This window comes from Bradyrhizobium sp., assembly GCF_030654605.1.
Classification (GTDB): Bacteria; Pseudomonadota; Alphaproteobacteria; order Rhizobiales; family Xanthobacteraceae; genus Bradyrhizobium.
On the sequence record NZ_JAURXB010000066.1, the window covers coordinates 73,755 to 85,917 of the forward strand.

General features: G+C 65.3%; 10 protein-coding genes. 2 read left to right on the forward strand and 8 right to left on the reverse strand.

What is annotated here, in order from left to right; genetic code table 11:
- Positions 1-18: 18 nt before the first annotated feature.
- On the reverse strand, positions 19-321 hold the full coding sequence (locus Q7U29_RS06310) for a DUF1244 domain-containing protein (protein WP_304739598.1): 303 nt from the start codon (positions 319-321) through the stop codon (positions 19-21).
- A 187-nt stretch (positions 322-508) separates the two neighbouring features.
- Between Q7U29_RS06310 and Q7U29_RS06315 the strand changes: the two genes are divergently transcribed.
- Together Q7U29_RS06315 and pyk are read left to right on the forward strand one after the other, a co-directional pair.
- Complete coding sequence (locus Q7U29_RS06315) at positions 509-1,105, forward strand: DUF1036 domain-containing protein (RefSeq protein ID WP_304739600.1); 597 nt, start codon at positions 509-511, stop codon at positions 1,103-1,105.
- Positions 1,102-2,538 carry a pyruvate kinase gene (gene pyk / locus Q7U29_RS06320; RefSeq protein ID WP_304739602.1) on the forward strand — a complete coding sequence of 479 codons (1,437 nt, stop codon included), beginning with the start codon at positions 1,102-1,104 and terminating at the stop codon, positions 2,536-2,538. Before Q7U29_RS06315 ends, pyk begins: the two co-directional genes overlap by 4 nt.
- A gap of 1,041 nt (positions 2,539-3,579) precedes the next feature.
- Here the strand turns inward: pyk and Q7U29_RS06325 are convergent.
- The 7 genes from Q7U29_RS06325 to Q7U29_RS06355 form a co-directional block, all read right to left on the reverse strand.
- Positions 3,580-4,254 carry a TetR/AcrR family transcriptional regulator gene (locus tag Q7U29_RS06325; RefSeq protein WP_304739604.1) on the reverse strand — a complete coding sequence of 225 codons (675 nt, stop codon included), beginning with the start codon at positions 4,252-4,254 and terminating at the stop codon, positions 3,580-3,582.
- 186 nt (positions 4,255-4,440) lie between these two features.
- Positions 4,441-5,664, reverse strand: coding sequence for a glycosyltransferase family 87 protein (locus Q7U29_RS06330; protein ID WP_304739606.1), 1,224 nt, complete (start codon positions 5,662-5,664; stop codon positions 4,441-4,443).
- Positions 5,665-6,048: 384 nt separating this feature from the next.
- Positions 6,049-7,971 (reverse strand): ATP-dependent zinc metalloprotease FtsH, encoded by a 1,923-nt coding sequence (gene ftsH / locus Q7U29_RS06335; protein ID WP_304739608.1) that lies wholly within the window; start codon positions 7,969-7,971, stop codon positions 6,049-6,051.
- 269 nt (positions 7,972-8,240) lie between these two features.
- Positions 8,241-9,323 (reverse strand): tRNA lysidine(34) synthetase TilS, encoded by a 1,083-nt coding sequence (gene tilS, locus Q7U29_RS06340; protein WP_304739651.1) that lies wholly within the window; start codon positions 9,321-9,323, stop codon positions 8,241-8,243.
- Positions 9,324-9,373: 50 nt separating this feature from the next.
- On the reverse strand, positions 9,374-10,381 hold the full coding sequence (gene ybgF, locus Q7U29_RS06345; RefSeq protein WP_304739609.1) for a tol-pal system protein YbgF: 1,008 nt from the start codon (positions 10,379-10,381) through the stop codon (positions 9,374-9,376).
- Positions 10,382-10,554: 173 nt separating this feature from the next.
- Positions 10,555-11,049, reverse strand: coding sequence for a peptidoglycan-associated lipoprotein Pal (gene pal / locus Q7U29_RS06350; RefSeq protein WP_304739611.1), 495 nt, complete (start codon positions 11,047-11,049; stop codon positions 10,555-10,557).
- A gap of 311 nt (positions 11,050-11,360) precedes the next feature.
- On the reverse strand, positions 11,361-12,113 hold the full coding sequence (locus tag Q7U29_RS06355; protein ID WP_304739613.1) for a hypothetical protein: 753 nt from the start codon (positions 12,111-12,113) through the stop codon (positions 11,361-11,363).
- Between the last annotated feature and the right edge of the window lie 50 nt (positions 12,114-12,163).

Genomic DNA, 12,163 nt, shown 5'->3' on the forward strand with positions numbered 1-12,163 from the left:
CTCGACGTTGAAAACGGATTAGTGCCCGCTATGGCTCTTTTTCATCGCAGCGAGTTGCTCTGGTGTGGCCGGGCCCTGATGGGTCGCCTTCCAGGTCTCGTAGGGCATGCCGTAGACCGCCTCGCGGCTTTCGTCCCTGGTCATGGCCACGCCCTTGGCGTCGGCTTCTTCCTTCAGCCAGTTCGACAGGCAGTTGCGGCAGAAACCCGCCAGATTCATCAGGTCGATGTTCTGGACGTCGGTGCGCCCGCGCAGATGCTCGACCAGGCGTCGAAAGGCCGCCGCCTCGAGTTCCGTTGTGGTTTTGTCGTCGATGGCCATGGCCGCGTCTCTTCCCCGGGGTGATATTGTCATAAGGTGGGAGTTGTCACAGATTTTACCATATCGCAGCGCAAAGCGGGGCCTCGAGGCCGAATTTCGGCCCTCTTGCCCAAAACGGCCGCGGCCGGCGTTGACAGCTGCCGATGGCCTACGCGAAATCATCAAGGAACTGATATAGCTTCACTAAATGATCGCAAGCGATTCCCACCGTCGGCATTCCCTTCCCGCTCGCCTGACCGCCGGTCTGATCCCGGCGCTGGTGCTTGCGGTGACATGCCTGTGGAACGGTTCGGCCGCGGCGGACTTTCGTCTCTGCAACAACACCTCCAGCCGGGTCGGCATTGCGCTCGGTTACAAGGATGCCGAGGGCTGGACCACCGAAGGCTGGTGGAACGTGTCCTCCCGTAGCTGCGAAACCCTGCTGCGCGGCACGCTTGTCGCACGCTTCTATTATATCTACGCGCTCGATTACGACCGCGGCGGCGAGTGGTCGGGACAGGCATTCATGTGTTCGCGCGACAAGGAATTCACCATCAAGGGCACCGAAAATTGCCTGGCGCGCGGATTTGACCGCACCGGCTTCTTCGAGGTCGACACCGGCGAGCAGCGCGCCTGGACCGTGCAACTGACCGAATCCAACGAAACCCCTGCGCCGCGCTTGCCGGGGATGCCGGGAACGGTTGGCCCCGGCGGCCCCGGTGGTTTTCAAGGGATGCCGAATTCGCCGGGCGGGCCGCCTCCGGGCGCGCCTGGTCTGCCGCCGGCCCCTGGAAGAAAACAATGAGACGCCTTCGCCGCATCAAGATCCTGGCAACGCTCGGCCCCGCCTCTTCCGACAGCGCGATGATCCGCAAGCTGTTCGAGGCCGGCGCCGACCTGTTCCGCATCAACATGAGCCACACCTCGCACGGCACCATGCGCGAACTGGTCAAGACCATTCGCAATGTCGAGAGCAGCTATGGCCGCCCGATCGGCATCCTGGTCGATCTGCAGGGCCCGAAACTTCGCCTGGGATCGTTCGCCGAAGGCGCGATCCAGCTCAAGAACGGCGAAAGCTTCGTGCTCGATTCCAGCAAGGCCCCGGGCGACAACACTCGCGTCCACCTTCCGCATCCGGAAATTCTGGCCGCGCTGCGGCCGGGCCATGCGCTGCTGCTCGATGACGGCAAGGTCCGCCTGATCGCCGAAGAAACCTCGCCGGAACGCGCGGTCACCCGCGTCGTGATCGGCGGCAGGATGTCGGACCGCAAGGGCGTCAGCCTGCCCGACACCGATCTGCCGGTCTCGGCGATGACGCCGAAGGATCGCGCCGACCTCGACGCCGCGCTGGTGACCGGAATCGACTGGGTCGCGCTGTCCTTCGTGCAGCGCGCCGAAGACGTTCTCGAAGCCAAGAAAATGATCCGCGGTCGCGCCGCCGTGATGGCGAAAATCGAAAAGCCGCAGGCGATCGACCGGCTGCCCGAGATCATCGAGGCCTCCGACGCGCTGATGGTGGCGCGCGGCGATCTCGGCGTCGAACTGCCGCTGGAGCGGGTGCCGAGCCTGCAGAAGCAGATGACCCGGATGGCGCGGCGCGCCGGCAAGCCGGTGGTGGTGGCAACGCAAATGCTGGAATCGATGATCCAGAGTCCGGTGCCGACCCGCGCCGAGGTCTCCGACGTCGCCACCGCGGTCTACGAAGGCGCCGATGCCATCATGCTGTCGGCGGAATCGGCGGCCGGCAAGTTTCCGGTCGAGGCGGTCTCGACCATGAACCGGATCGGCGAGGAAGTGGAGCGCGACCCGACCTATCGCGGTGTGCTCAACGCGCAGCGCGCCGAGCCGGAGCCGACCATCGGCGACGCCATCGCCGATGCCGCGCGGCAGATCGCCGAAACGCTGGACCTGTCGGCGATCATCTGCTGGACCAGTTCGGGCTCGACCGCGCTGCGGGTCGCGCGCGAGCGGCCGAAGCCGCCGGTGGTCGCGATCACGCCGAATCTGGCGACCGGGCGCAAGCTGTCGCTGGTGTGGGGCGTGCATTGCGTGGTCGCCGAAGACGCGCAGGATCTCGACGACATGGTCAGCCGCGCCGGCTCGATTGCGTTTCGAGACGGTTTTGCCAGGGCCGGCCAGCGCGTCATCATCGTGGCCGGTGTGCCGCTCCGTTCGCCCGGCACCACCAACATGCTGCGTATCGCCTCGGTCGGCCCGGACGGCGACGCGGATATGTGATTCTGTCACAACTTGTCGTCGCCCGGCTTGGCCGGGCGATCCAGTACGCCGCGGCTTCTCGGCCCTATCGTTGACTTCTCTGGAATACTGGGTCGCCCGGTCTGCGCCGGGCGATGACAGCGGTGTTTGTGCGAGCGGCGTGCTCCCCAATCCATCAACGTCATTGCGAGCGAAGCGAAGCAATCCAGCTTTCTTTTCAACAGCAAAAGAAGAAAGCTGGATTGCTTCGTCGCAAGAGCTCCTCGCAATGACGTCGATACATTCCAAATACACGTCCGCATTCTCGCGGCGCGATGTGCCCGAGGTATGCCAGCAGTTTCACCCTTCGAAAGAAAGAAGGGCGCAGGGAAAGCCGGGCGCCGATTGCACCCGCGGTCGTACGCACAACAGGCGCACGAGTGGACCACAGGTGAACCGGATCATCCGGCTTTCCCTGCACGATGGCTTACGGCTTATAGGTGATCTCCCCGGTGAGCCCTGCACTTTTGCCACCGTCGCCGTGCGGATTGACGATGCATCTCGACCCGGTTGAGCCGGATGCATCTCCACACGACTTGACGCCAGCCTTGGGGCGTCAGGACCACACCATTTCGCCGTCCGCGCCCATCCTGCCAGAGCTCTCGCCGGTCCTCGTGCGTCCCGGCCAGTTCCAGCGAGGATAGTTGGCAGCGCCGTCGGTCTGCGCGCCGCATGCCGCTCACGAGGTTCATCTCGCCCTGCGGCTGCAACTGCGCGCCCGACGCTGTCGCGTCCATCGCATCCCACCGCGCGTTCGTGACCTGCGCAACGTCCCTCGTTCGGGTGAGACGGGCGAATCAGTAAAGGTGATTTGCCCGACGTGTTAAGCGAAATATTTTTGTGCGGAGGGCTTGACACGATTTCCGATAAACCGAAGTGATTTGCCCGTCGGGTCATCCATGGTCCGTAGGGTGGGCAAAGGCGCGCTCTTCGCGCCGTGCCCACCAATCACATGCGTTGCACGAAGATGGTGGGCACGGCGCAAGCGCGCCTTTGCCCACCCTACGATTCCTGCGATTTTGCTTAAGCCCCGACCAGCGCCTTCGCCGGCAGTACCGCCTGCACCACGAGGCCGCGGGCGCGGGCGTCCATCACGCCGACGGCGCGCAGCGCCAGCAGCGTCACGGTTTGAACGGCGTCGCGCAGCTTTCCGGAATCATCTGAATTGTCCGGCGCCAGCGGCCCGACCAGCGATTCATGCAGCGCGCCGAGCAGTGCGGTGGCGGCGAGTGCGGTGTCCTGCGCCGGCAGATGCCCGGCGCGAACGGCGGCGTCGATCCGGCTCGCTATCTCGCCGGCGATCTCGCGTCGGTTGACGAGCCGGGACGCGGTGACGTCGACATCGACCGGCTCGGCCAAAATGCCCCAGGCGAGCTTGCGCTGCGACAGCACGTGCACCGCCACCGTGGTGACGGCGGCGGCCAACGCCGACGACGGGCCGGGAGCCGCGTCCGCGGCGCGGCGGATCGCCGCCAGTTCGTCGCGCGAGACGTCGGCGATCAGTTCGGAGATCAGATCCGCCTTGGAGGGGAAGTAGCGATAGACGGTACCGGCCGCGACATTGGCGCGGATCGCCACCGGCGCGATCTGCACCGCGGCCATGCCGCCCTCGGCGGCGGCATCCCGCGCCGCCGCCAGGATGGCGCTGCGCCGCGCCGCCAGCCGCTTCACCACCTGATGGGTTCGCCGATAGACCATGGCGCGTTTCTCGTCCCGGGCGCCCTGCCGGCCAAACCGGGCCCGGCAAAACGCGTGCGTCTTCAGTTGTTTTGAGCAGTTTGGCACAAACCGCTTTGAAGAACTGAACAACTATTCAGGGCTGATGACAAGCGACAAATATCGGGATTCAGATGGTGGCGGAGGCGCCGGCAGCGCGTGTCCAGCTCAGGTGGCGGCCGACACCATCGAGGGCGCCGGCTCGGGCCGCCTCCACAGGCTGGCACGACGCAGCACGAGACCGGCCACGATCAGCGTGGCGCCGAAGCCGAGTGGCACGCCGGTGAGGATGAAGCCCGCGATCATGGCCAGCGCGCAGGCCAACGCCGGAAGCTCCCAGGCGAGAAAGCCGCTCGAAAGCCCGATGCGGACCAGGAAAGCGACCGGTATCGCCAGCACCATCATGTCGTACATGAAGAGATAGGGCGTGGTCAGCAAGGTGCCGGTCGCCAATGCGGCGGCCTTAACGGCGTAGCGCACGCGGCTCCGCCACATCAGCGCCAGCACCACCGCCACGGCACCTGCGAAGATCCAGTGGAAGATCCAGGCCAGTTGTTCGGTGCCGCCGAAGGTGCGCACCAGCGCGAACAGGCTCTGCATCTTCCACCACGGCGCCTTGCCTTCGGTGAGGAAGGCCTGCGAAAACATCGGCATCCAGTGGAAGAACGCCTGCCAGCTCTCGGTGCCGAAGGCGAGCCACGATGCGACGGCCATCACCACTGTCACAACAGCGGCGGTGAAGAACACCGTCCATTGCGACGCCGCGATCAGCACCAGCGGAAACAGCAAACCGTATTGCGGCTTGTAGCTGAGCAGCCCAAGGCAGATGCCGGAAAGCATCGGCCGCACCGGCATCAGGTAAAGCGTGCCGCCGATCAGGGCCGCGGTGAGAAACCCATTCTGGCCGACCAGCACATTGTTGAACGCCATCGGCACCGCCACCGCCAGCAACAGGCCAAAGGGACGCCCGACGATCGCGCGCATCATGGCGAGATAAGGCACGAGGCTCAGCAGCGCCCAGCCGATGAACGCGACGGCGTAGGGGAAATGCGCCAGCAGGGAGGCGATGAACAGGAAGGGCGGCGGATAATGCCAGGCGAAATAGCCGGTAAAATCCTGGCCGAGCAGTGCCACTTCGACCTGCTTTTGAATATTCCAGTCCCAGGCCTGAGCGGGATGACCGTCCAGCGCCAGCCGGCCCGCGGCCCAGACGTTGACGAAATCGGTCGGGATGCCCAGTCCGGCGGAATCGGTGATCCACCAGTGGGCCAGATACGCGGTCGGGAAAAACGAGAGGTTGATGACGGCCAGCGCAAAGCAGACGTTCAGCAGCGCCGGGGGGATCGCGCGGTGCTCGCCGGGAGTTGTCGGAACGGATACGGGCGTGGCCATGCGAGCTCCCTTGCGCACGCCGCAAACCTTCGCGACGCGCGCGCTCTCCACCAATAGGCAGACAGCCGTTAAGAAATCTTAAGGTTTGGGGCGGTGGTGATGAGAATTACCCTGTCGTTCCGGCTCCGGGCCGGGGCCATCGCCACCGGCCTATCGCCTCGCACAGATGCCTCAACACCGTATTCCAATCGCACCGGCACGGAGTATGGGTCCCGGCTCGGAGGCCGGGACGACTCGTTGAGGGATTTCGGCAGAGCTCCTCACCGGGCGGGACATCGCATTCAACGACGGGCATGACGAGCCCCCCCACGACGCGAGCATTCACACAAGAAAACGGGCGCATGATGCGCCCGTTTCCAAATCAACGATGGCAGCCACGCCGCATTACGCCTGCGGCTGCGGCTCCAGGCCGGCGTCCGGATCGGGACGCGGGCGCGGCTTGCCGGCCGGCGGTACCGCCGAGGTGCGCGGCGTGGTCGGCTCCAGCACCGACTCGCGGTTCGGCTTCTTGCCCTTGAGCAGGTCCTGAATTTCGTCGCCGCTCAGGGTTTCGAATTCGAGCAGGCCCTTGGCCAGGGCTTCGAGGTCGGCGCGCTTCTCGGTGAGAATGCGGGTCGCTTCCTTGTAGCCCTCTTCGACGAAGCGCCGGATCTCGGTGTCGATCTTCTGAACCGTGGCTTCCGAAGCGTTCTGGGTCCGCGATACCGACATGCCGAGGAACACCTCGTCCTGGTTCTCGCCGTAGGACACGGTGCCGAGTTCTTCCGACAGGCCCCAGCGCGTCACCATCATCCGCGCCAGCCTCGTGGCCTGCTCGATGTCGGACGAAGCGCCTGACGTGACCTTCTCGCGGCCGAAGATCAGTTCTTCCGCCACGCGTCCGCCCATCATGATGGCCAGCCGCGAGGTCATCTGCTCGAGCGACATCGACAGCTTGTCGCGCTCGGGCAGCTGCATCACCATGCCGAGCGCACGGCCGCGCGGAATGATCGTGGCCTTGTGGATCGGATCGGTCGCAATCACGTTGAGCCCGACGATGGCGTGGCCGCCCTCGTGGTAGGCGGTCAGCATCTTCTCTTCTTCGGTCATCACCAGCGACTTGCGCTCGGCGCCCATCATGACCTTGTCCTTGGCCTCTTCGAACTCGGCCTGGGTCACCATGCGCTTGTTGCGGCGCGCGGCGGTGAGGGCCGCTTCGTTGACGAGGTTCATCAGGTCGGCGCCGGAGAAACCGGGCGTGCCGCGGGCGATGGTCTTCAGGTTGATATCCGGCGCCAGCGGCACCTTGCGGACGTGAACCTTGAGGATCTGTTCGCGGCCGACGACGTCCGGATTGGGCACCACCACCTGGCGGTCGAAACGGCCCGGGCGCAGCAGCGCGGGATCGAGCACGTCCGGCCGGTTGGTCGCCGCGATCAGGATCACGCCCTCGTTGGCTTCGAAGCCGTCCATCTCGACCAGCAACTGGTTCAGGGTCTGCTCGCGCTCGTCATTGCCGCCGCCGAGACCGGCGCCGCGATGGCGACCGACCGCGTCGATTTCGTCGATGAAGATGATGCAGGGCGCGTTCTTCTTGGCCTGTTCGAACATGTCACGGACACGGGAGGCGCCGACGCCGACGAACATTTCGACGAAGTCCGAACCCGAGATGGTGAAGAACGGCACGTTGGCTTCGCCCGCCACCGCGCGCGCGATCAAGGTCTTGCCGGTGCCGGGAGGGCCGACCAGCAGCACGCCGTGCGGAATCCGTCCGCCCAGCCGTTGATATTTGCCGGGGTCGCGCAGGAATTCGACGATTTCCTGCAGGTCCTGCTTGGCCTCGTCGACGCCGGCGACGTCCTCGAAGGTGACGCGGCCATGCGCCTCGGTCAGCATCTTGGCGCGCGACTTGCCGAAGCCCATCGCCTTGCCGGCGCCGCCCTGCATCTGTCGCGACAGGAAGACCCAGACGCCGATCAGCGCGATGAATGGCAGCCACGAAACCAGAAGCGACACGAACCACGGCACGTTGTCGCCGGGCGGCTTCGCGCTGACATTCACCTTGGCATCATACAGGCGCTTGACCAGCGTCGGGTCGTTCGGCGCATAGGTCTGGAAGGCCGAGCCGTTGGTGAAGGTGCCGTGGATATCCGGCCCCTGGATGACGACGTCGCGAACCTTGTTCTGATCGACCTCGCTCAACAGCTGCGAGAACGTGATTTCCTGCGAGGCTGCGCGCTGACCAGGATTCTGGAAGAGCGTAAACAGTGCCAACAACAGCAAAACAATAATAACCCAGAGGGCGAAATTGCGCAGATTGGCGTTCATCGATCTTCCTTCGTGGTCGCGCGGATCGCGGCCTTATGTCCTTGGGTGGTGTTCTTGAGGCCGGCACCCGGGAATCTCCAAGGAATCCCCAAGTCCGCTACACTCCAATCTAGGTGTCGCCCCGGTCGATGCCAAGGGAACCAGGCAGGACTATTTAACGCATGTAAGCCGGATTCCCGCTCAAATAATGGCGGTGAAACCGGTGTTTTCCGAGGTGGTTAAGACTCCATCGGCCCCATACGACCGCCAGCACGGGCTCGATCCGGACGTCATTCCGTCCGGCGACGGCGGGCGGGCGCCGGTTCGACGCGAATCCGGCCGCCGGTCAGGCCGACCAGCGCACCGGCAAGGGTCTGTTTCAGCCTCTGTCGGCCAAGTCCGGGCCGTTCTGCCATGGCCCGGTCCAACGCCGCCAGCAGGGCTTCGACCTTGCCGAGTTCCGCCGGTCCCTCATGACCGAAACGGTCGATGGCGCGCTTCAGCAGCCGAAGCCGGATTTCCTCCGGCATGGCGGCGAACGCCTTGGCATCAAAAGACCGGACGTCGAGAGATTCGGCCTCGGACGATTCGGCGGCGAAGGGGGAACCCGGGGCGTCGCGATCCCTCAGCGCGAGATAGCGCTCGGCGCCATCGGTCAGTACTTCCACCGCGGCGTTGGCCCGGGCCAGCCGGGCGGCCAGCCGCGCCAGATTGCGCGGATCGCCGCCCTCGGCGGCGAGCGCGGGCATCAGGGCGCGCAGCCGCGGACGGGTGAAGTGCGGGTCGCGGTTGGTCGGATCGTCGGCAAAGCCGACCTTCGCCTTCTCGAGCGTGACGATCAGCCGCGATTTCGAAACGTCCAGAAAGGGGCGCGCCAACCACACGCCATCGCGCTCCGATTGCCGCGCCATGGCCGAAAGGCCGGCGATGCCACTGCCGCGCAGCAGGCGCATCAGCAGCGTTTCGGCCTGATCGTCACGGGTATGGGCGGTGAGGATGTGGGTGGCGCCGCTCTGCCGCGCCGCCTTCGCCAGCAGGCGGTAGCGCGCCGATCGTGCCGCGGCCGGCAATCCGGCCACAGGCTTCGGACCGCTCCAGTGCAGCGTGCGATGCTCCATTTCGAGCGTGCGCGCCAGCCGTTTCACCTCACGCGCCTCGGCGGCGGCCTCGGCACGCAGGCCATGATCGACCGTGACGGCAACCAACCGCGGACCACGCGTCAGCGCGCGGCGCCAGCGCGCCGCAAGCCACATCAGGGCGATTGAATCGGGACCGCCGGAAACCGCGAGCAGAAGTGCCGGTGCAGTCTTCCAGTCCGCGAACAGCAGCTTCGCGTCCCTCACCGAAATCGGATCGTTGTCGTCGTCGGGCATGGCGCCGCTGGCTGATATCGAGGTCTGATGGCAGACCCGAGCAACCGAGGTTAGCACTTATTCCGCTTCTGCTCGCGGTCCACTGCCGTTTTGACGCCGCTCGAGGCGCGGGGGTATTTTCGCGTCACCTCGCCGAGCGCCGCACAGGCGGCTTCCTTCTCCTTCAGGGCCGCCAGCGACTGGCCAAGCCGCAGCAGGGCGTCCGGGGCCTTGCCCGATTTATCGAATTTGGTGGTCACCGCGAGGAAGGACTCCGCGGCGTCGCGGTAGAGCTGGCGCTGGAAGAAACTCTCGCCGAGCCAGTACTGCGAGTCCGCCATCAGGGGATCGCCGGGGTATTTCTGCGCGAAGCTGCGCATGGTCTCTTCGGCCAGCGCATAGTCCTTGCGCTGCATATAGCCGATGCCGAGGTCGAACTCGTCCTTCGGGGTCGCCGACGGCGGCAGGGTGGTCAGTCCGGCCCCCGCGCCAGGAGTTCGCGCCTGCGGTGGCACGGCGGCGGCCGGATTGCGTGGCCCTCCGGTGTTGGCGAGATCGAGCGGCTCCCCTGCCCCACGGCCGCCGGGAGCGCCGACCGGGCCCTCGGCAGGGATCGGCAGCTGGCCGCCGCCGAGCGCCTGCGGGGCGCCCGGAGCATTGGGATTCTGGCTGGGGTCGAAGGCATCGCCACGGCGACGGCCCGGCCCCTGCGGCACGCCCTGCGCGGGCTCCTGGACGATCGGCGCGGGTGCTGCGATCTGCGGACCCGGCTGGATCTGGGGCTGCCGGAGCGGTGCCAGAGCAGGCTGCGCAGCGATACTGGGCGGGGCTGCGGCGGGCGGTCCGCCGGGGGCTGCCTGGGCACCGCCCTGCAGCGCCCTCAGCCGCTCCTCGAGCTGCCGGTTGCGGTACTGCAGCTCCTCGTTCTGGCCGGTGAGCTGGCGCAGCCGATTCTCCAACTGCTGGATTCGCAACTCCGCATCGGCATCATCGGACTGCTGCGCCCAAGCGGATGACGACAGCGCAAGCATCGCGGCAATCGCCACGGCGCGGGTAATTCCATGAATTCTGGATGACATTTTGGCCTGACGAGATCGGCGTGACATCGAAAGCAAGGGCGTTGCAAAGCGAAACACCTTGAGAGAGGGAGTACGCCAGAATTGTGACTGAAACAAACGGCCGGCAGAGCACCCGCCAAAACGAAACCGGCGCCCAATGGGCGCCGGAAGGACTTTGCGACAAGCCAGTGCTTTCAGGAGCTGGCGTTCAACACCGTGACGGCGCGGCGGTTCTGCGACCAGCACGAGATGTCGTTGCAGACCGCGACCGGGCGTTCCTTGCCGTAGGAGATGGTTCGCATCCGGCTCGCCTCGATGCCGCGCGAGGCAAGGAAGGTGCGAACCGACTGGGCGCGCCGCGCGCCGAGCGCGATGTTGTATTCACGGGTGCCGCGCTCGTCGGCGTGGCCCTCGATGGTGAAGGCGTAGCGGTTATAGCTCTGCAGCCAGCGCGCCTGCTTTTCCAGGGTGGCGATCGCCTGCGGCGACAATTCGGTCTGGTCGCTTTCGAAGAAGACGCGGTCGCCGACATTGACCACGAAATCCTGCTGGCTGCCCGGCGTCGCCGCGCTCGCCATCGCGCCGTCGGCGCCAAGCGGGTTCTTGTTGGCGCAGGCGCCCATCGACAGCGCCACCGCGAGCACCGCGGCCAGCTTCAATCCCTGCAGGATGCGCATCTGATGTATCATTCCGGAGCCTCCGCGCTCACGTTTTCCAACTGTAATCCGGTCTACAGGGCGATGGTTAAGCGAACGTTCCGTCAACCTTGATGACGAGTTGCCGGATCGGATCAAATGCCGGCAAACCGCGAAAAGCAACCGGGATAGTTAATGATTTGTAAATGTGGCGCGACGGTGAAGGGTGCCGGGGGGCACGGCCGCGATCACCTGCTTTTCAGCCGGCAGGGCATCCAGTCCGATCGACCGGGGGGCGCGGAAGCACGCGCAACGGACGGGAACCGGTCCCGGCCGCCTCTGACTCCGCGAAGCCGGGTCGGGTTCTAGCTGCCGACGCGGCAGGACTGCGGGACCAGCGAGGTGCGCTCGGACGGGGAGACGTCCGCCGGCGGCGATTGATGCTCGCCGGCGCGTTCGAACAGCATCCGCCGCTCGAAAGCGCTCGAACGCAGAAACGGATACCGGGCCAGGACCCGCTCACGCACCGTCGGCAAATGTGCCGCCATCAATCCGACCGGCTTCACGAGACCCGGGTACAATCGCGGCTCACACCAGGTTTCCTGCAGAAACACCCGGCGGTAGAACGCCTGATGCTCGGGACGAACGATGGCCAGCCCGTAGTCGGCGTGGAAGTAAACCCCGGCCATCGAACCCAGCCTGACCGTCACATAGGGAAGTTCCGGAAAATTTCTCGCCTTGTCGGGGTCAGCGACGAACCGGGTGGAATCGATGAAGATTTCCCCCTTGTCCAGCCGCGGATGAAGAACATCTCCGAAAAGCTCGACCGACGGCGACATCCGCCATTCCGACGTCAGCACGCTGATGCGGATCGAACTATAGAGTTCTCCGTCGAAATAGACGCCGAACGTCCAGGCGTTGGGAGCATCCTCGAATTGATCGACCACGCGTTCGTCGGCCGAGGCCTTGATGGCCCCCTCGCGAAGATAGGCCCGGTAGCGAAGATTGTAGATCTCTTCCTTTTGCGCCGGTGTCGTCGCAACGCGATAGTCTACCTGATCGACCAGATCCAGACTTCGTCCGCTGGCCACGATCGTCCGTTCGGCAGCGGACCTCATTTAGTACTCCTTACAACTTTCCAACAACTTATACGCGCACCGGAAAAGAT